The organism is Caballeronia sp. LZ001, from assembly GCF_031450875.1.
In the GTDB taxonomy this organism is placed as follows: Bacteria; Pseudomonadota; Gammaproteobacteria; order Burkholderiales; family Burkholderiaceae; genus Caballeronia.
This window is the reverse complement of record NZ_JARTVX010000004.1, coordinates 3,066,803-3,089,548: the sequence shown is the minus strand read 5'-3', so window position 1 is coordinate 3,089,548 and position 22,746 is coordinate 3,066,803. Positions and strand designations below refer to the sequence as shown.

The following is a 22,746-nucleotide window of genomic DNA, read 5'->3' as shown; positions in this document are numbered from 1 at the left end:
GAGCGGGTGGATCGATGCTGCAGGTTTGCCGGTTTCGGCTGAGCCTGCCCTACGCTGTTTCAACAACGGCCCGGACATGAGCCGGGCCGTGTACGCGTCGCGTTACGCGGGTGCGTTCAGACTGTGCGTTGAAGACCGTGAGGTCGTGGAACAGCAAAGTATGAAGGTCACGGCCGTATCACTCGTAGGAGAAGATGCTGCCGAGCTTGTCCATGCGTTCGAGCGCCATGCCCGAACCGCGCACGACGCAGGTCAGCGGATCTTCCGCGACCAGCACCGGCAAGCCGGTTTCTTCCGCGAGCAGACGGTCGAGATCGCGCAACAGCGCGCCGCCGCCAGTCAGCATCATGCCGCGTTCGGCGATATCCGCGCCGAGTTCCGGCGGAGTTTGTTCCAGCGCGATCTTCACCGACGAGACGATCTGATTCAGCGGGTCGGTCAGCGCTTCGAGAATTTCGTTGCTGGAAATGGTGAAGCTGCGCGGAATGCCTTCGGAAAGATTGCGGCCCTTGACTTCCATCTCCTTCACTTCGGAGCCGGGGAACGCCGAACCGATTTCCTTCTTGATGGCTTCAGCCGTTTGCTCGCCGATCAACATGCCGTAGTTGCGACGGATGTAGTTGACGATGGCTTCATCGAACTTGTCGCCGCCGACGCGCACCGAGCCTTTGTACACGATGCCGCCAAGCGAGATGACGCCCACTTCCGTCGTGCCGCCGCCGATGTCGACGACCATGGAACCCGTGGCTTCCGAAACCGGCAGACCCGCGCCGATGGCAGCGGCCATGGGTTCTTCAATGAGATAAACCTGCGAGGCGCCCGCGCCGTGCGCTGCTTCCTTGATGGCACGGCGCTCGACTTGCGTGGACCCGCACGGCACGCAGATGATGATGCGCGGCGACGGCGAGAACATGCGGGATTCATGTGCAGTCTTGATGAACTGCTTGATCATCTGCTCGGTAACGGTGAAGTCGGCGATCACGCCGTCCTTCATCGGGCGGATGGCCTCGATGTTGCCCGGCACTTTGCCGAGCATCTGTTTGGCTTCCTTGCCGACTGCCTGAATGGTCTTCTTGCCGTTCGGGCCGCCTTCCTGGCGAATTGAAACGACCGATGGCTCGTCGAGAACGATGCCCTTGCCGCGCATGTAGATCAGCGTGTTGGCGGTGCCGAGGTCAATCGCCAGGTCGTTGGAAAAGTAGCTGCGCAAAAAACCGAACATTCAAAAATCCTGTCTCGCTGGGTGGCCGTGCGTCGCTATGAGCGCCGGGGACGGCAGCGGAAAAAATAACGGTTTGCCGGGGCGGCGAAGGTTCGCCGTGAAGTGCAAATCCGCGAGGAAATCTACCGCAGGATGAGACGTGTCGCGTAAACGTTTCTCGCAATTTAACGATTCAAGGAGAAAGCCGCTGGCAGGTCAATCCAGATGTGAGTCGAACGTGTAATGATACCTTATAATTTGGGCGTATCTATAGGAAAAGGATGGCACTTTTTGCCGTCGCCAGTCTGCTTTTTAGCGCTTTTCCCAGGATCGCAACGCGCGCCGCAAACGATCGCGGCGCAGTGTGTTTTCGAGATTGGGAAGTCCACGCTTATCTCCGGTGATTTTCATGTCTTTGACCCTGACCGACGTAAAACGTATCGCGCATCTCGCGCGGCTCGAGTTGCCCGAACACGAGGCAGAACCCACGCTCGCGCGCCTGAATGACTTCTTCGGTCTCGTCGAACAGATGCAGGCCGTGGATACCTCCGGCATCGAACCGCTTGCGCATCCGATCGAACAGATCGAGGAAGTCGCGCTGCGCCTGCGCGACGACGCAGTTTCAGAGCGCGTCGAGCGCGAAGAGTTCCAGCGCAGTGCGCCAGCCGTTCAAGACGGGCTGTATCTGGTGCCGAAGGTCATCGAATAACGCAATCGAACAAGTAACGCGTCGGGCGTATCCAGCGCCGAAACGACACTCCCGCGCGGCGTTCACCGCCGCGCTCATCAGGGAACTGCAATGCATCAGAAAAGTTTGACCGAACTGCGCGCCGCGCTCGACTCCAAGGAAATCTCCGCGGTCGAGCTGGCGCAGTCGTATCTGCAGCGCATCGAGGCCGCGAAGAATCTGAACGCCTTCATCGGCATGGACCGCGACCTCACGCTCGCTCAGGCTAAAGCCGCCGACGCGCTCATCGCGGAAGGAAAGGCGGGCGCGCTCACCGGTTTGCCGATTGCGCACAAGGACGTGTTCGTGACGCGCGGCTGGGCATCCACGGCCGGTTCGCACATGCTCGAAAACTACGCGAGCCCGTTCGATGCCACCGTCGTCGATCGCTTGAAGCAAGCGGGCATGGTCTGTCTCGGCAAGACCAACATGGACGAGTTCGCCATGGGTTCGTCCAACGAGAATTCGTACTTCGGCGCGGTAAAAAATCCGTGGGACCTGAAGGCCGTGCCGGGCGGTTCGTCGGGCGGCTCGGCCGCTGCCGTCGCCGCGCGTCTTGCGCCCGCCGCCACCGGCACCGACACGGGCGGCTCCATTCGCCAGCCCGCGTCGTTCACCGGCATCACCGGTATCAAGCCGACTTACGGCCGCGTGTCGCGTTACGGCATGATCGCGTTTGCGTCGTCGCTGGATCAGGGCGGTCCGATGGCTCAGACCGCCGCGGACTGCGCGCTCTTGCTCAACGCAATGGGCGGCTTCGACGAACGCGACTCCACCAGCCTGCAACGCGACAACGAAGACTACACGCGCCATCTCGGCCAGACGTGGAATGGCGGCGATGCGCAAAAGCCGCTCGCCGGATTGCGTATCGGAATGCCGAAGGAGTACTTCGGCGCAGGGCTTGCCGACGACGTGCGCGCCGCCATCGACGCCGCGTTGAAGCAATACGAAGCGCTCGGCGCGACGCTCGTTGAAGTATCGTTGCCGAAGACCGAGCTTTCCATTCCCGTGTACTACATCATCGCGCCGGCGGAGGCCTCGTCGAATCTGTCGCGTTTCGACGGCGTGCGCTACGGGCATCGCGCGGCGCACTACACGGACTTGCTCGACATGTACAAGAAGTCGCGCGCGGAAGGCTTCGGTCCCGAGGTGAAGCGGCGCATTCTGGTTGGCACGTACGTGTTGTCGCATGGCTACTACGACGCGTATTACCTTCAGGCGCAGAAGATTCGCCGCATCATCGCACGCGATTTCCAGGAAGCGTTCAAGCGGTGCGACGTCATCATGGGACCGGTCGCGCCGTCGGTCGCGTGGAATCTCGGCGAGAAGGCCGACGATCCCGTGCAGATGTATCTCGCCGATATTTACACGCTCTCCGTGAGCCTCGCGGGTCTGCCCGGCATGAGCGTGCCGTGCGGTTTCGGTGCGGGCGCGAATGCGAATCGGCCGGTCGGTCTGCAGATCGTCGGCAACTATTTCAACGAAGCCCGGATGCTTCAGGTCGCCGACGCGTTCCAGCGCGCGACCGACTGGCATGCCAAGGCACCATCGGCAGCGGGAGTATGAGCATGCAGTGGGAAGTCGTCATCGGTCTGGAAACGCATGCGCAGTTATCCACCGTTTCCAAGATTTTCTCGGGCGCGGCAACGCAGTTCGGCGCGGCGCCGAACACGCAAGCCTGTCCCGTCGATCTCGCGTTGCCGGGCGTGCTGCCCGTGATGAATCGCGGCGCGGTCGAACGCGCGATTCGCTTCGGCTTGTCGATCGGCGCTCATATCGCGCCGCGCAGCGTCTTCGCGCGCAAGAACTACTTCTATCCGGATCTGCCGAAGGGTTATCAGATCAGCCAGTACGAGATTCCTGTCGTGCAGGGTGGTCAGCTCACCATCCAGGTTCCGGCCAATGAAAAGGCCGGTAAGGAAGCATACGAGAAGACCGTCAATCTGACGCGCGCTCACCTCGAGGAAGACGCGGGCAAGTCGCTGCACGAAGACTTCGCGGGCATGACGGGCATCGATTTGAATCGCGCGGGCACGCCGCTGCTCGAGATCGTCACCGAGCCGGAAATGCGCAGCGCGGCGGAAGCGGTTGCGTATGCGAAGGCGTTGCATGGTCTCGTCGTGTGGCTAGGCATCTGCGACGGCAACATGCAGGAAGGCTCGTTCCGTTGCGATGCCAACGTGTCGGTGCGCCCGGTCGGTCAGAAGGAATTCGGCACGCGCGCGGAGATCAAGAACCTGAACTCGTTCCGGTTCCTCGAAGAAGCGATTCAATATGAAGTGCGCCGTCAGATCGAACTGATCGAAGACGGCGGCACCGTCGTGCAAGAGACGCGTCTTTACGATCCCGACAAGCGCGAAACGCGCTCCATGCGCAGCAAGGAAGACGCGCACGACTACCGCTATTTCCCAGACCCGGACTTGATGCCCCTGGTTATCGAGGAGAGCTGGGTGGCGCGCGTGAAGTCGGAACTGCCGGAGTTGCCAGCCGACATGCAGAAGCGTTTCGCCGAAACGTACGGCTTGACGCCTTACGACGCCGGCGTGCTCACGTCGTCGAAGGCAATGGCTTCCTATTTCGAAGCCGTCGTGCAGGCGGTGGGCGCGGCGCAAGCGAAGATCGCCGCCAATTGGCTCATGGGCGACGTCTCCGCGCAACTGAACCGCGAATCGCTCGACATCGGCGAGTCGCCGGTCGCGGCGGCACAACTCGCGCTGCTTCTGCAACGCATTGCGGATGGCACCATCTCCAACAAGATCGCGAAGGACATTTTCCAGGCGATCTGGGACGAGAAGGCGACCGACGTGGGCGCAGCGGACCGCATCATCGAAGCCAAGGGGCTCAAGCAGATTTCCGATACCGGCGCGCTCGAAGCGATCATCGACGAGGTGCTCGCGGCGAACCAGAAATCGGTGGAAGAATTCCGCGCGGGCAAGGAAAAGGCGTTCAACGCGCTGATCGGCCAGGCAATGAAGGCGACCAAGGGCAAGGCAAACCCGCAGCAGGTAAACGAGCTTCTGAAGAAAAAGCTATCCTGAGCAAGCACTTGGGCGAAATCCTCCGCGTCGACGGAGAGCCGGTCGCCTGGAAGTAGCACGACGAACGGGCTGTTGCCGTCTAGCTTGGCAGCGGCCCGTTTTCATTGGCGTTTCGGGATAGAACAAAAGGTTGGCGACATGGCAAAGAAACCGTCTCTGGACGACTTCCTCGTCCCGTATTTCGATGACGACAAGAAGGTCAAGCCCTTCGATCTGAGTTCGATCGATCCATCCGGCAAGCCGTTTTCGAACGGCTCGAAAGACGAAGACCGCGACCGGCTCGCGGCAATCGGCGCGCAGCTCGACGACCTGCAGGAGAAGCTGCACGCACAGCGTCTTCGGCGCGTGCTGCTCGTGCTGCAAGGCATGGACACGAGCGGCAAGGACGGTACGGTGCGCGCGGTGTTCCATGACGTCGATCCGCTCGGCTTGCGCATCGTGCCGTTTCGCGCGCCTTCCGAGCGCGAGGCCTCGCACGATTTCCTCTGGCGCGTGCACGCGCAGGCACCGATGGCCGGCGAGTTCGCTGTCTTCAATCGCAGCCACTATGAAGACGTGCTCGTGCCGCGGGTGATGAAGTCTATCGACGATGACGAATGCGAGCGCCGTTACCGGCATATTCGCGAGTTCGAGGCGTTGCTCGCGGATAGCGGTACGACCATCGTCAAATGCTTTCTGCATATCTCGAAGGACGAGCAGCGCGAGCGCTTGCAAGCGCGTATCGACGATCCGACCAAGCACTGGAAGTTCGATGTCTCCGATCTCGACGCGCGCAAGCTGTGGGACGAATATCAGCGCTCGTATGAGCTGGCGTTAGGCGCGACCTCGACCGAATACGCGCCGTGGTACATCATTCCTGGCGATTCGAAACCGCATCGCAACGTGATGGTCGCGGAGCTTTTGCTGCGCACGATGCAGGGCATGAAACTCGAATTTCCGGCCGCCAAGGAATCGCTCAAGGGCGTGAAGGTCGAATAAACAAGGAGAGAGGACAAGTATGTTTCGGGTGATTACCGCCAATCTGAATGGCATCCGTTCGGCGGCCAAGAAAGGTTTCTTCGACTGGTTCGGCGAGCAGAAATCGGACGTCGTGTGCGTGCAGGAAATCAAGTGTTCGCAGGACGATCTCACGCCGGAGTTTCTCGCGCCGCACGGTTTCAAGGGTTATTTCCAGCACGCGGTGAAGAAGGGTTATAGCGGCGCGGGTTTGTACACGCGTCACGAGCCGGACGATGTCGTGATCGGCTTCGGCAGTGCGGAGTTCGATCCCGAAGGACGTTACGTGGAAGCGCGTTTCGGCAAGCTGTCCGTGGTGTCGGTGTATGTCCCGTCCGGGTCGAGCGGCGAAGAGCGGCAGCAGGCGAAGTATCGTTTCATGGACGAATTCATGCCGCATCTCGCCGGGCTTTCGCAAGAGCGTGAGGTGATCGTGTGCGGTGACGTGAATATCGTGCACAAGGAAATCGACATCAAGAACTGGAAGAGCAACCAGAAGAACTCGGGTTGTCTGCCGCAAGAGCGCGAGTGGCTCACGAAGCTTTTCGACGATGTCGGTTACGTCGATGTCTTTCGCACGCTCGACCAGCGTGCCGAGCAATACACGTGGTGGAGCAATCGCGGGCAGGCGTACGCGAAGAACGTGGGGTGGCGTATCGACTATCAAATCGCGACGCAGGAAGTCGCGGCGACTGCCAAGAAGACTTCCATTTTCCGCGACATCAAATTCAGCGATCACGCGCCGCTGACTATCGATTACAACTGGAAGATTGGGAAGAAGTAGGCTAACGCCCCCCCTTCTTAAACCGCCCCAAACCGCCGTAATTCGGCAACTGGTCGATGCTCTTTCCCACCGCTTTCGCATACAGCGGCATCATGTCCGGCAGGCGCTTGAGCAAGTCCTGCCGGCGCTCCGGCCCATACGGATGCATCCAGATGAAACCGTTGTCGGAGTGTCGCGTGGCGGTATCGATCTTGTTCCACAAGGTGATGGCCGCGCGCGGATCGTAACCTGCGCGCGAAGCAATCTCACTGCCGATGACATCCGCTTCGGTCTCGTCGGCGGGGGCGTATTTCATGGCCAGCAACTGATCGCCGATGCCAAGCGGCTGCGAACCGTAATCGGTAAAGCCGAAAAGCTGCGGCATGGTACCCGACGACAACTGCTGCGCCTGCTGCCGCCCGAGCCGTTCGCGCGCATGTTCGCGCAGCGCGTGCGCGATCTCATGGCCGATCATCATGCCGATCTCGTTGTCGTTCAGATGCAGCTTGTCGATGAGTCCGCTATACACCACGATCTTGCCGCCCGGCAAACAGTACATGCGCACTTCGGGCGACTTGATGACGTTGATTTCCCACTTCCAGTTCTTCGCGCGGTCATTCCACTTGAGCGCGAACGGAATCTCGTGAGTGGCGATATCGCGCACGCGCTTGACGAGCGGATTGTCATTGCCGAGCAGTGTCTTGTTGCGCTCGGCGTCGTGAATGATCTGTGCATATTCATCGCTCGCCTGCTGTTCGAGCGTCGCGGGCGGAATCAGATTGCGGAACAACGCCGAGTTGCCGAAGCGGATCTGGCTGTTCGGCGCCGTGTAAGGCGGCGCGCGCTCTTCGTCCTGCGCGCGCGCGGACATGGGCGCGAGCGTCGCCAGCATGAGCGCGCAGATGAGCGCGCCAAGCGTGGGCCGGGCCGGCATCGATACCGTCATCGTGGCGTTCTCCATGGCGCGATCTTCGGCAACAGTAGCATGCCGGGTATGGACAGCGCGACGCACACCATGAAGTACGGAAACCATCCTGTTTCACTCACGATAAAGCCGCTGCCCGCCGCCGCGAAAGTCCGTGGCACGGCGGCGAGGCTCGTGAAGAGCGCGAACTGAGTCGCGGTGTAGCGCGGATCGGTCGTGCTCGCGATATACGCCGTGAATGTGGCGAGCGTGAGGCCCGTCGCGAACGTTTCGAAGCCGTAAAGCACCGCGAGCGCGGCGGGCGACGGCCCGATTTTCGTGAGCCACGCAAAGCCGAGCGTCGCGATGATCTGCAAGAAGCCGAAGACCCAGAGTCCGCGCGCAATGCCGATCTTCACGAGGCAGATACCGCCGATCAAGCCGCCCGCGATGCTCGCCCAGAACGCCACCGCTTTCGCTATCACGCCGATCTGCGTGAGCGTGAAGCCTACGTCGATGAAGAACTTCGTGGCGAGCGCGGTCGCCATGGTGTCGCCGAGCTTGTAGAGGAAGATGAAGCCCAGCACCAGCAGCGCGGATTGCCAGCCATTGCGCGTGATGAACTCGTGGAACGGCTCGACGATCGCCTCGCGCAACGTCTTGGGTGGCGCGCCGTGAATGGCCGGCTCCTTGACCACGAGCGTCATGATGAGGCCAGGCAGCATGAACGCGGCGGTGATCAGAAACACGGTCTTCCACGGAAGAACGTTCGTGAGAATCAGCGAAAGCGAGCCAGGCACGAGCCCCGCCACTTTGTACGCATTGACATGAACCGCGTTGCCGAGACCTTGCTCGGTATCGGCGAGCAGCTCGCGGCGGTAGGCATCGATGACGATATCCTGACTCGCGCTGAAGAACGCGACGAGCGCGGCGATGGCCGCAACCGCCCACAGGTTCTGCGCGGGCGAAAAGAACCCGAAGGAGCCGATGGCCACCATCACGAGCACTTGCGTGACGAACATCCAGCCGCGCCGTCGGCCCGGACGCCAGCCCGGAAAGCGCGGAATGAAGCGGTCCATCAGCGGCGACCAGACGAACTTCCACGTATAGGGAAGCCCGATCAGCGCGAAGAGGCCGATCTCCTTGACGTTGACGCCCGCAGTCGAGAGCCACGCCTGCAACAGGCTGTAGAGCGTGAAGAGCGGCAGTCCGGACGTGAAGCCCAGAAAGACGCAAATGAGGATGCGCGCGTTGAGGAACGCGTGCAAGCCGGGATCTTCTTCGTGAGCTGTAAGAGCGGGCGCCTCGCGTGGCGTTTCGGGCATATCGATGTGGGTAATACGTCGTGGTGGTGCGTTTCGATGCGTGACGGGCCGATTCGAACTCAACGGCGCTTCACGCGATAGACCGCAAGACTACCACGCCAGTTCGCGCCCCAACGGACCGTTTGCCCGTCGTGCAGCACCACGCGGTCCAGTATCTCGATGCCCACTTCGGGCGCGAGCGCCTCGAAGTCCTTGATGGTCAGAACGCGCACGTTCGGCGTGTTATGCCATTGATACGGCAGCGATTTCGAAACCGGCATGCGCCCTTGAATAACCGAGAGCCGATGCTGCCAGTACCCGAAGTTCGGGAACGAGACAATGCATTCGCGACCCACGCGAACGGTTTCACGTAGGATCGCCGCAGTCTGATGAATGGTCTGCAGCGTCTGCGAAAGCACGGCGAAATCGAAGCTGTCGTCTTCGAAGAGACGCAGGCCGTCTTCGAGATTCTGCTGGATCACGTTCACGCCTTTTTGCGCGCACGCGAGCACGCCGGCGTCGTTGATTTCGATGCCGTAACCGTGCACTTCGAGTTCTTCGCCGAGCAGCGAGAGCAGCGAACCGTCGCCACAACCGAGATCGAGCACGGAGGAACGCGGTTCGACCCAGCGCGCGATGGCGCGAAAGTCCGAACGCAGCGCGAGGGAATCGAGAGTGTGCTGGTTCATGCGCCGATCTCCGTGGCAATGCGTTCGTAATAGGCGCGCATCAAGTTGTGATAGCGCGCGTCGTCGAGCAGGAAGGCGTCGTGGCCGTGCGGCGCGTCGATCTCCGCGTAGCTCACGGTGCGCTTGTTGTCGAGCAGCGCTTTGACGATCTCGCGGGAACGTGCGGGCGCGAAACGCCAGTCGGTCGTAAAGCTCGCGATCAGATACTTCGCCGTGGTGTTGGCGAGCGCGCGGCGCAGGTCGCCTTCGAAGGCCTTGGCGGGATCGAAATAATCGAGCGCGCGCGTGATGAGCAGGTACGTGTTGGCGTCGAAGTATTCAGCGAACTTGTCGGCCTGATAGCGCAAATACGACTCCACTTCGAACTCGACGTCGAAGTTGAAGTTGTACGCGTCGAGCGCGCCTTCGGCACGGCGCAGCGCGCGGCCGAACTTCACGGCCATGTCGTCATCCGACAGATAGGTGATATGGCCGATCATGCGTGCCACGCGCAAGCCGCGGCGCGGCTTCACGTCGTGTGCGTAGTAGTCGCCGCCGTGGAAGTCGGGGTCGGAGAGAATCGCCGAGCGCGCCGTTTCGTTGAACGCGATGTTCTGCGCCGAAAGCTTCGGCGTCGATGCCACCACGATGCAATGCCCGAGCCGCTCCGGATACATCGTGCTCCAGGCAAGCGCCTGCATGCCGCCGAGACTGCCGCCCATCACCGCCGCGAAGCGTTCGATGCCGAAGCGGTCGGCCACGCGCGCCTGCGCATGCACCCAGTCTTCCACCGTCACGACGGGAAAGCTCTTGCCGTAGGGCTTACCGCTTGTACGGTCGATGCTCATCGGCCCGGTCGAGCCGAAACACGAACCGAGATTGTTCACGCCGATCACGAAGAAGCGGTCGGTATCGAGCGGCTTGCCCGGACCAACCATGTTGTCCCACCAGCCTACGTCTTTCGGGTTGTCGGCATAGACGCCCGCCACGTGATGCGACGCATTGAGCGCGTGGCAAACGAGCACGGCGTTCGAGCGCGCGGCGTTGAGTTCGCCGTAGGTTTCGACGACGAGTTCGTAGTCGTTGAGCGTCGAGCCGCTTTGCATGACGAGCGGCTCGGTGAAGCGCAAGGTTTGGGGAGTGACGATGCCGATTGATTCCATTCATTCCGCCTTGAAATAGCGGCTAAACGGGTGTCGGCGATGCGCGTGTGGATTGACGGCGCGGCTGACGACCTCTTTAGCCGCATTTGTATTGAACCTCCCGGCAATACCGCTTGGGAAGGTTCGCGCGCCCGCAATCGAGTCAGCAAATCGGCGCGTGTTCGAATTCAGATTGAACGAAGAAGTATAGCGGAAAACGTAATAAAGCCGCCAATAGCGGTGCCCGGGCGTTCTGGATATGGCCCGAGTTTGTGTCTATATTGTCTAATCTGCGCGTGGGCCCTGGAGCGGAAATGAAACCGAGTCGTGTGAGGCCGCTGAGCCATCTCAAGAGCCGCGCGGCCGAAATGATCCGCAACGTCGTCGAGAGCCGCGAGCCCATGCTCATCACGCAAAACGGCGAAGGCCGGGTGGTCGTGCAGGACGTGCAGTCTTATGAAGACCTGCATCAGACCGTGGCTTTGCTCAAGATTCTGGCGATGGGGCAGAAGTACATCGAGGCCGGGCATTGCATAGACGCAATCGACCTCTTCGGCGAACTCGAACGGCTCGACAGGGAAGAAGGCGTCAAGTGAAAACCGTCTTTCTCGATCCGGTGCAGCAGGAGTTGCGCGACTATAGACGCTACGTCATCAACAAGTTCGGCAAGATGGCGTGGAAGGCCACGCGCGACGGCCTGGCCGACACCATCGCCGAAATAGAAGCGTCACCGCGCCGTGGCGCGACGCCGCCCGAACTGGTCGACTTCCGCATGACGGGATACTACGAAGTGGCGAGCGGCACCAACCGCGTCATCTACAAGGTGGATGGCGAAACCATCTACGTGCATCTCGTCGTCGATCAGCGCTCGGACCTCGAAGACATGCTCGCGCGGCGCCTCTTCAGGATGTAGTCGCTTTCGCCGCTCGAAAGCCGCCGCCGCGCATGCCGAGCGTGAGCGCGCGCAACGAACGCACGGTGCGATCCACGTAATGCGGCCGGCCCGAGCCGGGCAAGCGCTGCGAAATGCCGCCACTTGACGTGCGCGCCATCGGCAAATGGCCGACGATCCACACCGTGCGAATGCCGAGCCGCCGGTAGCGCTTCAAATGCCCGCGCGTGTCTTCCACCAGAATCGCGTCTTTCAAATGCACGTGCGCGCGGCGCATCGCGCGACGAAGCATGGGCGCATCGGGCTTGGCGCGCCAGCGTTCGCCGTCGCGCATGTCCTCGATGGCGATCACGCGCTCGAACAGCTTGCCGATACCCAGTTCCGCGAGCACCGAGCGCGCGTAGAGCGTCGGTCCGTTGGTGAGCACGATCTTGCGGCCCGGCAGCGCGCGCACGATGCGCTTCAGGCCGCGCTCGGCGCGCAGCATGGACGGCAGATCGGGGAAGGTGTGGACTTCGCGCAGGAAATCGGCGGGATCGATGCCGTGATGCCGCACGAGTCCGAGCAAGGTCGCGCCGTATCGCACCGTGTAGCCGACGCGCAGCCGGTTCGCTTCGTCGATATCCACGCCCAGCCGGTCGATGATGTACTGCGTCATCGCGCGATTGATCGCCGGAAAAATCTCGTGCGACGCGTGATGCAGCGTGTTGTCGAGATCGAAGAGCCAAACTGGGCCGCGCGTTTTGACATGACGGCGGCGAGCACTGCGAGATGAACTCATGCGCGATTACGTTCGGCAAATAAAAACGCCCGCGCGGAGCAAACCGCAGCGGGCGTTGGAGGAAGAGTGACGAAGCTCAATGCGAGCGGATCATCGTGCCGAACGGCTGCTCGGTCAGAATTTCGAGCAGCACCGAATGCTCGATACGCCCGTCGATGATGTGCACCGAACGCACGCCGCTTTTCGCCGCATCCAGCGCGGAGGAAATTTTCGGCAACATGCCACCGGAGATGGTGCCGTCGGCGAATAGGGCGTCGATCTCGCGCGCGGAAAGGTCGGTGAGAAGATTGCCTTCCTTGTCCATCACGCCGGGAATGTTGGTCATCATCACGAGCTTTTCGGCGTTCAGGACGACCGCCAGCTTGCCCGCGACCAGATCCGCGTTGATGTTGTAGGAGAGTCCGTCTTCGCCGAAACCGATAGGCGAGATGACCGGAATGAACGCGTCGTCCTGCAGCGCCTTCACCACCGCCGGGTTGATGGACTCCACTTCGCCCACCTGACCGATGTCGATGAACTGGCCCGGATTATCGCGATCCGGCATCATTAGCTTGCGCGCGTGGATGAGCCCGCCGTCCTTACCGGTCAAGCCGACCGCCTGACCGCCGAAATGGTTGATGAGCGTGACGATGTCCTGCTGTACCTCGCCGCCGAGCACCCATTCGACCACTTCCATGGTCTCTTCGTCGGTGACGCGCATGCCCTGAATGAAGGTGCCCTGCTTGCCGATCTTCTTGAGCGCCTGGTCGATCTGCGGACCGCCGCCGTGCACGATCACCGGATTGATGCCGACGAGCTTCAAGAGGATCACGTCGCGCGCGAAGCCTTGCTTGAGGCGCTCTTCGGTCATTGCGTTGCCGCCGTATTTGATCACGACCGTCTTGCCGTGATACTGACGGATATAAGGCAGCGCCTCGGCCAGAATTTCGGCTTTCAGCGTAGGCGCGATCTGCGTGAGGTCAGGTAGCTCGGACATGGCGGCAAATGAGGCGAGGAGCGTTTAAACACGCGGATTGTACAGGAGTGACGCTACACGACAGGTCGTTTTTCCCCGCGCGCCGTCTCGTTTTCCGACATGGCGGCCGGGCATGCGATCATCGCTTATCAATGTCGATGACACGATGATGAACGTATCGCTTCAATCAGGCTCCGACGCGACGCAACGGTGCACGCGCTGCGGCGCGGCGTTTCATTGCGGCGCGCTCGCCGGCGCTGCGACGTGCTGGTGCGCAACCTTGCCCGCGCTGCCGCGCGAACGCTTGCGGCCGGACTCGACTTGCCTGTGCCGCGCATGCCTGGCGGCGGAAATAGGCCAAGCGTCACGCTGATATCAGGGTGCGACAAATCGCGCCACGTTCGGTTTCACTATAGGCGCAAGCGGGATAATGTCGCATGGACCGCACGCACTCAATCACCCGATGCATCGCATAACCAATACCGGACGGGTCAACCTCGGTCACCTCTTCTGGCTTCGCTCGCTGGCGATCATCGGCCAGTTGACGACCATCGCCGTCGTGCAGATTTTCTACAGCGCGAAGCTGCCCTTGCCGGCCATGCTCCTCGTCGTCGCGCTCGAAATGTTTTTCAACGGGCTGACGTGGCTGCGCGTGGCGCGGGCGCAGCCAGAAACCAATGTCGAACTCTTCGGCCAGATGTGGGTCGACTTAGGCGCGCTCTCCGCGCTTCTGTTTCTCTCGGGCGGCTCGACCAACCCGTTCGTCACCTTGTATCTGCCGTCGCTGGCCATTTCCGCGGCCATTCTGCCGTGGACCATGACCGCGTGGCTCGCGCTCTTCGCGGTCTCTTGTTATGCGCTCCTGAGCTACAACTACGTGCCGCTCAACATAGAGAATCCATCGAATCTGTTCGACTACTTCCGCACGGGTCTGTGGGTGAACTTCATGATGAGCGTCGGGCTGATCGGCTGGTTCGTCGCGCGCATGTCGCGGGCGCTGCGCGTGCGTGACGCCGCGCTCGCCGACGCCCAGCAACGTCATCTGCGCGACGAACGCGCCGTTGCGCTCGGTGTGCAGGCGGCCACCGTTGCGCACGAAATGGGCACGCCTCTGTCCACCATTGCAATGCTGAGCGAGGAATTGCGCGATTCCGCCGCGCACGACCGCAACCTCGCGCCTTACGCGGCCGACTTCGAATTGCTCGAACAGCAGATGGCGCTGTGCACCTCGGCGCTCGCGCGCTTGCGCAGCCGCGCGACGGGGCCGTCGAATCGCCAGCCGCTTCGCGAATGGCTCGCGAGCTTCATCGAGCAATGGCGGCTGCGGCATCCGCAAGTGAAGTTCGAGCACGCGGGCAAGACGCCGGAGTCCATGTCCATCGACGATTCCGTTGCCATCGGTCAGATTCTCACGATCTTGCTGGACAACGCAGCGCGCGCGAGCAGCGAGCTCGTGACCTTGCAGGCATCGGCTGAACGGGTGGAAGGCGTGCAGATGGTGCGCTTCGATATCTGCGATCGCGGGCCGGGCATTCCGCCCGCGCTGCGTTCGAGCCTGGGCGCCGCGCCAGTGGACAGCACGCAGGGGGGCCACGGCGTCGGGCTATACCTTGCGTTCGCGGCGGCGGCGCGCCTGCAGGGATCGATAGAACTCGCGGCGGATCAGCCACGCGGCACGCGCGCGATCTTGCGTCTGCCGAATTTTGGCGCATCGCCCGCCGATGAAGCACGAACCGAATCAAGCGGCGCGGCGTGAGCACGACGCCGGCCAACATTGGAGAAAGAAGCATGAGCGACATGAATTTCCTGATCATCGACGACGACGAGGTTTTTTCGGGCATTCTCGCGCGCGGCCTGGTTCGGCGCGGCTACACCTCGCATCAGGCGCACGACGCGAGCGAAGCGCTGAAGCTCGCCAATCAGCACAAGTTCGGCCAGATCACGGTCGATCTTCACCTCGGTAACGATTCCGGTTTGCGTCTTGTCTCGCCACTGCGCGACTTGCAGCCGGACGCGCGCATTCTCGTGCTGACGGGCTACGCGAGCATTGCGACGGCGGTTCAGGCAGTAAAGGACGGTGCGGACAATTATCTGGCGAAGCCCGCGAACGTCGAGTCCATTCTCGCCGCGCTGCATGAACAGGCGAGCGAGCAGACGGCGGAAGAAGCGATTGAGAATCCGACTTTGCTTTCCGTGGCGCGGCTCGAATGGGAGCACATTCAGCGGGCGCTGGCCGAGAACAACGGCAATATTTCGGCGACGGCGCGTGCGCTCAACATGCACCGGCGGACGTTGCAGCGGAAGCTGGCGAAGAAGCCCGTGCGCCAATAAAAAAAGAACCGCCCAAGCCGGGGGAACGAGGGCGGTAATCGGAGAGTTACAACGACTACGTGCATATACAGGGGAATACGCACAGGGAAAGAATACGTCGACTCGTTGCGGCCAAATATACGATTATTCCGAATCTAGGAAGACTCCTAGAAAGCTGCGATTCAGCAGGAACTTGAAGGCGGCGAGCATCCTCGGCGCAGCACTGAACGACAGCGAGCGCGCACGCGCAACGCAAGCGTCCAGCGCTTGCATGACAACGCCAGTTTTCGTCCGCCTTTCGCCTCACATCTCATCCGCCGTATTCTCCGCATTCGATCTCAAGAAGGCCGCAACCCGCGCCGTAAAGCTCTCTGTGCGCGAACCTGAGTTCGCACCACGCCGTCCGTGGGCGTCGTCTGCGGGGCGTGGGACCAGACGGACCGGCGCGGAAAGCTCGACGCTCGAACGCCGGTCGACGAAGCGCTGGTCGACAGAGGAGACATCGATGAACTGGTTTGACCGCCTTTCCGTGTTTGGCAAGCTCGTGCTGTCATTCGCGGTGGTGATTGTATTTACCGCATGCGTGGGCGTGACCGGCGTCGTATCGCTGGCGAAGATGAACAGCTTGATCGGCGAGATCGGCGCGAAACACATGGACGGCCTTTACTGGGTCGAGGAAGCCAACAAGCACAAGCTGAACACCGACCTTGCCGCCGCGAATCTCACCTTCGCCGACGATGCCGGCAAGGCGAAGCTCAAGGAGGGCATGACCGCCTCGCTCGCAAGCATGCATCAGGCGCTCGACAACCTGCGCCCCACGATGACGACGACGGATGGCCGCGCGCTCTACGACTCGGCGGCGCAGGCTATCGCCGGATGGGAAGACATCGTGCATATGCAGATCGGCACGAAACCCATGCCGACGGACGTCGATCAGATGGGTCTCATTGCCCGTGCGATCGATGCCAGCGAGAAAGCGCGCGCATCGCTCGAACGTCTCGCCGACTTCAAGCGTGAGCGCGCAACCGGCGCACGCAACAACGCGGCGTCCGAATACCAGACGATGCGCGTCGTGATGCTCGCGCTCGTGCTCGGCGCGATGGCGGCCGGCGGCTTGCTCGCGGTCTTGATCGGCAGGCGGCTGTCGGCGCAGCTCGGCGGCGAGCCGGGCTATGCGGCGCAAATTGCGAACCGTATCGCGGAAGGCGATCTCACGGCGCGCGTGCAAACGCGTCCGGGCGACGACAGCAGCATGCTTCACAGCCTCGGCAACATGAGCGTGAAGCTGGCGGAGATCGTCGGCGACATCCGGCATTCGAGCGAATCGATTCTGTTCGCATCGCGTGAAATCGCACAAGGCAACACCGACTTGTCGCAACGCACGGAAGAGCAGGCGGCGTCGCTAGAAGAAACCGCGTCGAGCATGGAGCAGCTCACCGCGACCGTGCGTCAGAACGCCAGCAACGCCGATGAAGCCAGCGGCCTGGCGCGCGGCGCATCGGATGTCTCGACGCGCGGCAGCGAACTCGTCGGCGAAGTGGTGGACAACATGCGCGAACTCGCGGCGGGCTCGAAGCGAATGACGGACATCATCGCGGTGATCGAAGGCATCGCGTTTCAGACTAATATCCTGGCGCTGAATGCCGCTGTCGAAGCGGCGCGCGCGGGCGAGGAAGGACGCGGTTTCGCGGTCGTCGCCGGTGAAGTGCGTTCGCTTGCGCAACGCAGCGCGATGTCGGCGAAGGAGATCAAGGAACTGATCGAAGCGTCGACGGCGCGGGTGGACAGCGGCGCGGCGATCGCCGAGCGCGCGGGTTCGACCATGGCCGAAGTGACGGAAGCCGTGCAGCGCGTGACGGACATCATGGCGCAGATTTCGGCGGCCTCGCACGAGCAGAGCGCGGGCATCGAACAGGTGAATCGCGCGGTGGCGCAAATGGACCAGGTGACGCAGCAGAACGCGGCGTTGGTCGAGCAAGCGGCGGCCGCTGCGGGCGCGATGGCCGATCAGGCCGAGCAACTGAAGGGCGCGGTCGCGGTGTTCGAACTGGACGGGCGCGGGTAATTCGGTTCGCGCTGGCCGCTTGCGATGGCGGCCAGCGTCGAATCTCGCCGACGGCAAGCAGCGGACGCGCTAGCGTTTCGGTGCTCATCGTGCGGTCGCGTTCGAGCAGGCCGCGCATGAATCTCGGCGCCAATGCGCCTTTCGCAACGATGCGTGCGAAGCGCTCATCGCCGCAACCCTCCTGTAATATCACCTCGCTTGCCACCCTGCATCCCACTCCGTAAACTCGCGCCAGTTTCCAGAACACCCGCGCCGCACGAAACGGCGTCAATGTCGAGAAGGAGTTGTTTCCCATGTCCAATCCCTATTTCCCGCGCTGGCCCGTCCAGCCGGATGCGCAAGGCGGCCGCGTCGTCGGCCCCGATGAGCGCCTGCCCTGGCCGCAGATGTTCGCCATGGGCATTCAGCACGTCGTCGCCATGTTCGGCTCGACCGTGCTCGCGCCGCTTCTCATGGGCTTCGATCCCAATCTGTGCATTTTCATGTCGGGCATCGGCACGCTGCTTTTCTTCGTGCTGGTCGGCGGACGTGTGCCTAGCTATCTCGGTTCGAGCTTCGCGTTCATCGGGCTCGTCATAGCGGTGACGGGCTACAGCGGCCACGGCCCGAACATGAACATTCCCGTTGCGCTCGGCGGCATCGTGGCGTGCGGCGTGGCTTACGCGATCATTGGTGCAATCGTCACGGCGGTCGGCACGAAGTGGATCGAAGCGCTGATGCCGCCCGTCGTCACCGGTGCGATCGTCTGCGTGATCGGACTGAATCTCGCGCCTATCGCCGTGAAAGGCGTGAGCGCCAGCAACTTCGATTCGTGGATGGCGCTTGTCACCGTGCTTTGCGTGGGCGGCGTGGCCGTGTTCGCGCGCGGCATGGCGCAGCGCCTGTTGATTCTGATCGGGCTGGCGATTGCCTACATCATCTACGCGGTGCTGACCAATGGCATGAGCATGGGCAAACCGATCGACTTCTCGATCGTCGCGAACGCCGCGTGGTTCGGCATGCCACACTTCACCGCGCCCGTGTTCGAACCGCGGGCGATGACCCTGCTAGCGCCCATCGCGATCATTCTCGTCGCCGAGAACCTCGGCCACATCAAGGCGGTCGGCGCGATGACGGGACAGAGTCTCGACCGTTACATCGGACGCGCGTTCATCGGCGACGGACTGGCGACCATCGTCTCCGGTTTCGCGGGCGGCACGGGCGTGACGACTTATGCGGAGAACATCGGCGTGATGGCCGTCACGAAGATTTATTCGACGCTCGTGTTCGCCATCGCGGCATTGTTCGCCATCGTGCTCGGCTTCTCGCCGAAGTTCGGCGCGGTCATTCAAACCATTCCGGGGCCGGTGCTCGGCGGCGTGTCGATCGTGGTGTTCGGGCTGATCGCGGTGACGGGCGCGCGCATCTGGGTGGTCAACAAGGTGGACTTCTCGGATAACCGCAATCTGATCGTCGCGGCCGTCACGCTCGTGCTCGGCGCGGGCGACTTCACGCTCAAACTCGGCGGTTTCGCGCTTGGCGGGATTGGCACCGCGACGTTCGGCGCGATCATTCTGTATGCGCTGCTGCGCCGGCGTGGGTCGGGCGTGGTCTGATGACAAAGCGCCTGCGCGCCCGGTGGAACGCACGCGCAGGCAAGAGAGCATGCTCTCAAGCCGACAACCCCCGCTTCCGATTCACCAGCGCGGTCTCCGCCAGATCGATCTCCCGGATGAGCTTGTTCAACGTCTCGTCGTTGATCGTCTGAGCCGCGCGTAACCTGAACAACTCGGCCCGCTCGGCGCGCATCGCGGCCATGCGCAGCCGTGTCTCGACCATTTCGCTTCTCTTCGCGGCCACGCGTGGCGCTTCCTCATCGCCGAGGGATTCCAGCCTGCGCCGGTAAATGCCCATCACACGCGCGGATGAATCCGTGCAGCGCGCCGCCGCCGTTTCGTCCATTTGCTCGATGAGCGTCTCGTGCGTGTCGTCGATAGCGCGTATCGCCGCCTGCGCGATGCGCCGCCGCGCCATGCGCTCCTCCGCCGCGTAGGGCTTGTCGATGCGCGCGGTGCCGCGCAAGAGAATAGGCAAGCCGATGACCGCAATGATTAGCGACACCAGGATCACCGCCGACGCGATGAAGATTGCCACGTCGCGACCCGCGAGCGGCGTGCCGTTATCGAGCGTGACCGGCAGCGAGAGCACGCCCGCGAGTGTGACCGCGCCGCGCACGCCGCCAATCGTGGTCATGGCGAGCGTGCGAAAACCGGGCGCCGCGCCAATGCCCTGTTTCGCGGCGTTGCGGCTCGCCACCCAGCGCAGGCAATACACCCACACGAAGCGCAACGCATACAACGCGACGACGGTCGCAAGCACATAGCCGATCAAAAGGCCCACTTGAGCGTCGCCATCGTGATGTGCTTCGATCAGCGCCTGCCCGATCACGTGCGGCAACTGCAGGCCGAGCAGAATGAACACCATTCCGTTGAAGACGAACTCGATCATCGCCCAGGTGCTCGTCATGCGGATACGCACCGCGCTCGGAATGCTGTCGCGCAGGCTCTGGATGTTCATCATCATCCCCGCCGATACCGCCGCCAGAATGCCCGAGCAACCCGCGCGCTCGGCGATCACGTAGGCGGCGAACGGAATCAGCACGGTGAGAATGACGCCCGCCGCGGGGTCGTCGTCCTCGGAAAACTTGAGGATGCGCGCGGGTATCTCCGTGATCGCCCAACTGATCGCCGCGCCGATGGCGAGCCCGCCCGCCGCGATGATGAAGAAGCTGATGGTCGCGTCGCGCAGGGAGAACACGCCGGTGAGCGCCGCCGCGATGGCGAACTTCAGCGCGACGAGGCCGGACGCGTCGTTCATCAGCGCTTCGCCTTCGAGGATATGCATGAGGTTCGGCGGAATGCGATTGCGCCCGGCAATGCCCGTCAGCGCGACGGCATCCGTCGGCGAAAGTACGGCCGCGAGCGCAAACGCGACGGGCAGCGGCATCTCGGGAATCATCGCGTGCAGGAAGTAGCCGAGCAGCCCGACCGTGATGAACACGAGGCCGAGCGCGAGCATGAGGATCGCGCGGCGCTGCATGTAGAGCTCGCGCTTCGGAATGCGCCAGCCATCCGCGAAAAGCAGCGGCGGAATGAACAGCAGCATGAAGAGTTCGGGATCGAACGTGACGTGAAGCCCGAAGCCGTGCCACGCCAGCACCGCGCCGATGGCGATCTGGATCAGCGGCAGCGGCAGCTTGACCGGAAGCAGGCTCAGTCCGAAGCCGGACAGCGCGACCACCATCAGAAGAATGAGTACGGTGAAGACGATTTCCATATGTGCGGTACTGCACGACGCAAAGAGGCGAAAGCCCTTGATGCCGTCTAGCATTGTTCGGGCGACGCGAAAGTTTATCGCGTGAGCCGGTCAGGGTTGATATACGGTGATATACGACGCTCGCACCGCGGAGGTGCGCATGCACGGGAAATCGCCTGATAGCGGTGCACATTCCACCTAAAACGCCGACAAATCCACATGCATTGCTCGCATGGAGCTTGCTTTATCGTCAGCCACGGGGGACGCAAGACTCCCGGCAGATCAACGAGGGCTGTTCTATGAAATCGGTATTGGACGGGGCCGGGGCGGGACCGGTCAGGCTTGGCCAGGCAAGAGATTCGGCGTTTTGCGGGAGGGCACGGACATGGTGATCGCGAATCCGGAAAAGGCGACGGTCACCACGCGTAGCTTCGAACTGGGCGTGACCTCGGGCTTCGACCGCTATTCCGTCGAACATGGCGACCTGACGCTCTCGAGCGTCTTCCAGCCGGTCTTCAGCCTTTCGCATATGCGCGCGGTCGGCTACGAAGGCTTGTTGCGCGCGCATGACTCGCTCGATCGTCCGGTTCCTCCGGTCGATGTTTTCGGGCAGGCATCGCGTATTGGCGAAGCCATGCTGATCGACCGGCTGGCGCAGGCGCTGCATCTGGAAAACTTCAAGATGCTGGGCGCGCAGACCGAATGGCTCTTTCTCAACGTGCATCCCGGCGCGCTGACCGAGCCGTATCACGCCGCCGCGTTGATGGCCAACCTCAAGCGGCTGCATATCGAGCCGCGCCGCGTCGTGCTCGAAGTGCTGGAGCAGAGCGCCGAAGACATGGAACGGCTCGCGCTCGCCGTGCAGCAGTTCCGCGATCAGGGCTTTCTCATTGCGCTGGACGACTTCGGCGCCGGACATACGAACATCGAACGCATCTGGCAACTCGATCCGGATATCGTGAAGCTCGATCGCGTGATGCTGTCGCACGCCGGGCAGAACGTGCACGCGCCTTCGTCGTCGCGCACGATCAAGCAGCGGCAGAACATGGAAGCGGTGCTCTCGGGCATCGTGTCCTTGCTGCACGAAGCGGGCAAGCTCGTGCTGATAGAAGGCGTCGAGACCGAACACGAGGCGCAATTGGCGCTTGCGAGCGGCGCGGACTTCGTGCAGGGCTTCTTCTTCGCGCGGCCGCATCCGGGTCTCGCGGATGGCGACCACGCGAAAACCGTCATCGGCGAACTCACCGAGCGCTACCGCTTGCAGACCGAGGCGCGCGAACGGCGCGTGGCGACGCGGCTGCAACCCTACGTGCGTGCCTTCGAGCGCGCGGCGGAGCGGCTTGCGGCGGGCGAGCCGCTCGACGAAGTGTGCTGGAACTTCCTCGCGCTCGATAACGCCGCCCGCTGCTTCCTGCTCGATGCCAACGGTCGCCAGGCGGGCCGCAATGTCGTGCTGCGCGCCGACCGCGCGGCGCACGAAGCACGATTTCTCCCGCTGATCGACGCGCAAGGCGCGAACTGGCTGCGCCGGCCGTATTTTCGGGCGGCGCTCGGCGAGCCGGAGCGCGTGCACGTGACGAAGCCGTATCTGTCGATCAACGAGGCGATGCCTTGCGTCACGTTGTCGGTGGAGACGCGGCTCGACGGCAAGCGCTGCGTGCTGTGCGGCGACATCGACTGGATCTCGGACGACGAGCTCGCCTGAG

The 22,746-nt window shown here is 62.4% G+C and carries 21 protein-coding genes; 13 read left to right on the top strand and 8 right to left on the bottom strand.

The window, feature by feature from the left end; all coding sequences use genetic code 11:
• Positions 1-178 precede the first annotated feature (178 nt).
• Positions 179-1,222, bottom strand: coding sequence for a rod shape-determining protein (locus P9292_RS25335; RefSeq protein WP_004189550.1), 1,044 nt, complete (start codon positions 1,220-1,222; stop codon positions 179-181).
• 388 nt (positions 1,223-1,610) lie between these two features.
• Between P9292_RS25335 and gatC the strand changes: the two genes are divergently transcribed.
• The 5 genes from gatC to P9292_RS25310 all read left to right on the top strand — a co-directional run bounded on the left by gatC (position 1,611) and on the right by P9292_RS25310 (position 6,746).
• Complete coding sequence (gene gatC / locus P9292_RS25330; RefSeq protein ID WP_244826745.1) at positions 1,611-1,910, top strand: Asp-tRNA(Asn)/Glu-tRNA(Gln) amidotransferase subunit GatC; 300 nt, start codon at positions 1,611-1,613, stop codon at positions 1,908-1,910.
• Positions 1,911-2,000: 90 nt separating this feature from the next.
• A complete protein-coding gene (gene gatA / locus P9292_RS25325; protein WP_250491652.1) occupies positions 2,001-3,494 on the top strand; it encodes an Asp-tRNA(Asn)/Glu-tRNA(Gln) amidotransferase subunit GatA in 1,494 nt (497 codons plus the stop codon).
• A complete protein-coding gene (gene gatB, locus P9292_RS25320) occupies positions 3,491-4,966 on the top strand; it encodes an Asp-tRNA(Asn)/Glu-tRNA(Gln) amidotransferase subunit GatB (RefSeq protein ID WP_309961799.1) in 1,476 nt (491 codons plus the stop codon). Before gatA ends, gatB begins: the two co-directional genes overlap by 4 nt.
• A 138-nt stretch (positions 4,967-5,104) precedes the next feature.
• Positions 5,105-5,944 (top strand): PPK2 family polyphosphate kinase, encoded by an 840-nt coding sequence (locus P9292_RS25315; protein WP_309961797.1) that lies wholly within the window; start codon positions 5,105-5,107, stop codon positions 5,942-5,944.
• Between the two features lie 19 nt (positions 5,945-5,963).
• The gene (locus P9292_RS25310) at positions 5,964-6,746 is read left to right on the top strand and encodes an exodeoxyribonuclease III (RefSeq protein ID WP_244826749.1); all 783 of its coding nucleotides are present in this window, start codon (positions 5,964-5,966) and stop codon (positions 6,744-6,746) included.
• A 1-nt stretch (position 6,747) separates the two neighbouring features.
• On the opposite strand, the gene P9292_RS25305 is transcribed toward P9292_RS25310, so the two are convergent.
• The 4 genes from P9292_RS25305 to P9292_RS25290 are packed head-to-tail and all read right to left on the bottom strand — an operon-like array spanning position 6,748 to position 10,764.
• Positions 6,748-7,686 (bottom strand): M48 family metallopeptidase, encoded by a 939-nt coding sequence (locus P9292_RS25305; RefSeq protein ID WP_309961795.1) that lies wholly within the window; start codon positions 7,684-7,686, stop codon positions 6,748-6,750.
• Positions 7,668-8,954: an AmpG family muropeptide MFS transporter gene (locus P9292_RS25300; protein WP_250462597.1), complete on the bottom strand. Its 1,287-nt coding sequence runs from the start codon at positions 8,952-8,954 to the stop codon at positions 7,668-7,670. Before P9292_RS25300 ends, P9292_RS25305 begins: the two co-directional genes overlap by 19 nt.
• Before the next feature lie 59 nt (positions 8,955-9,013).
• Positions 9,014-9,622: a methionine biosynthesis protein MetW gene (gene metW, locus P9292_RS25295; RefSeq protein ID WP_250462600.1), complete on the bottom strand. Its 609-nt coding sequence runs from the start codon at positions 9,620-9,622 to the stop codon at positions 9,014-9,016.
• Positions 9,619-10,764, bottom strand: coding sequence for a homoserine O-acetyltransferase (locus P9292_RS25290; protein WP_244826752.1), 1,146 nt, complete (start codon positions 10,762-10,764; stop codon positions 9,619-9,621). Before P9292_RS25290 ends, metW begins: the two co-directional genes overlap by 4 nt.
• 293 nt (positions 10,765-11,057) lie before the next feature.
• Here P9292_RS25290 and P9292_RS25285 point away from each other — a divergent pair, with 293 nt between their 5' ends.
• Together P9292_RS25285 and P9292_RS25280 are read left to right on the top strand one after the other, a co-directional pair.
• Positions 11,058-11,339, top strand: coding sequence for a type II toxin-antitoxin system Phd/YefM family antitoxin (locus P9292_RS25285; protein WP_244826753.1), 282 nt, complete (start codon positions 11,058-11,060; stop codon positions 11,337-11,339).
• A complete protein-coding gene (locus P9292_RS25280) occupies positions 11,336-11,656 on the top strand; it encodes a type II toxin-antitoxin system RelE/ParE family toxin (protein ID WP_244826754.1) in 321 nt (106 codons plus the stop codon). Before P9292_RS25285 ends, P9292_RS25280 begins: the two co-directional genes overlap by 4 nt.
• On the opposite strand, the gene P9292_RS25275 is transcribed toward P9292_RS25280, so the two are convergent.
• Positions 11,646-12,416: a pyrimidine 5'-nucleotidase gene (locus P9292_RS25275; RefSeq protein ID WP_250491657.1), complete on the bottom strand. Its 771-nt coding sequence runs from the start codon at positions 12,414-12,416 to the stop codon at positions 11,646-11,648. The two genes, P9292_RS25280 and P9292_RS25275, sit on opposite strands and share 11 nt — an antisense overlap.
• A 76-nt stretch (positions 12,417-12,492) precedes the next feature.
• On the bottom strand, positions 12,493-13,392 hold the full coding sequence (argB, locus tag P9292_RS25270; RefSeq protein WP_244826756.1) for an acetylglutamate kinase: 900 nt from the start codon (positions 13,390-13,392) through the stop codon (positions 12,493-12,495).
• Between the two features lie 112 nt (positions 13,393-13,504).
• On the opposite strand from argB, the gene P9292_RS25265 reads away from it, so the two are divergent.
• The 5 genes from P9292_RS25265 to P9292_RS25245 all read left to right on the top strand — a co-directional run bounded on the left by P9292_RS25265 (position 13,505) and on the right by P9292_RS25245 (position 19,341).
• Positions 13,505-13,744: a cysteine-rich CWC family protein gene (locus P9292_RS25265; protein WP_309961790.1), complete on the top strand. Its 240-nt coding sequence runs from the start codon at positions 13,505-13,507 to the stop codon at positions 13,742-13,744.
• A gap of 90 nt (positions 13,745-13,834) precedes the next feature.
• Positions 13,835-15,127 (top strand): ATP-binding protein, encoded by a 1,293-nt coding sequence (locus P9292_RS25260; RefSeq protein ID WP_309961788.1) that lies wholly within the window; start codon positions 13,835-13,837, stop codon positions 15,125-15,127.
• 32 nt (positions 15,128-15,159) lie between these two features.
• Positions 15,160-15,702 (top strand): response regulator transcription factor, encoded by a 543-nt coding sequence (locus tag P9292_RS25255; protein WP_309961785.1) that lies wholly within the window; start codon positions 15,160-15,162, stop codon positions 15,700-15,702.
• A 484-nt stretch (positions 15,703-16,186) separates the two neighbouring features.
• A complete protein-coding gene (locus tag P9292_RS25250; protein ID WP_309961783.1) occupies positions 16,187-17,746 on the top strand; it encodes a methyl-accepting chemotaxis protein in 1,560 nt (519 codons plus the stop codon).
• A gap of 293 nt (positions 17,747-18,039) precedes the next feature.
• Positions 18,040-19,341 (top strand): solute carrier family 23 protein, encoded by a 1,302-nt coding sequence (locus P9292_RS25245; protein WP_250508452.1) that lies wholly within the window; start codon positions 18,040-18,042, stop codon positions 19,339-19,341.
• A gap of 55 nt (positions 19,342-19,396) precedes the next feature.
• Here P9292_RS25245 and P9292_RS25240 read toward each other — a convergent pair whose 3' ends face one another.
• A complete protein-coding gene (locus P9292_RS25240) occupies positions 19,397-21,061 on the bottom strand; it encodes a Na+/H+ antiporter (RefSeq protein WP_244828152.1) in 1,665 nt (554 codons plus the stop codon).
• 364 nt (positions 21,062-21,425) lie between these two features.
• Between P9292_RS25240 and P9292_RS25235 the strand changes: the two genes are divergently transcribed.
• The gene (locus P9292_RS25235; RefSeq protein ID WP_250508453.1) at positions 21,426-22,745 is read left to right on the top strand and encodes an EAL domain-containing protein; all 1,320 of its coding nucleotides are present in this window, start codon (positions 21,426-21,428) and stop codon (positions 22,743-22,745) included.
• Position 22,746: the final 1 nt, after the last annotated feature.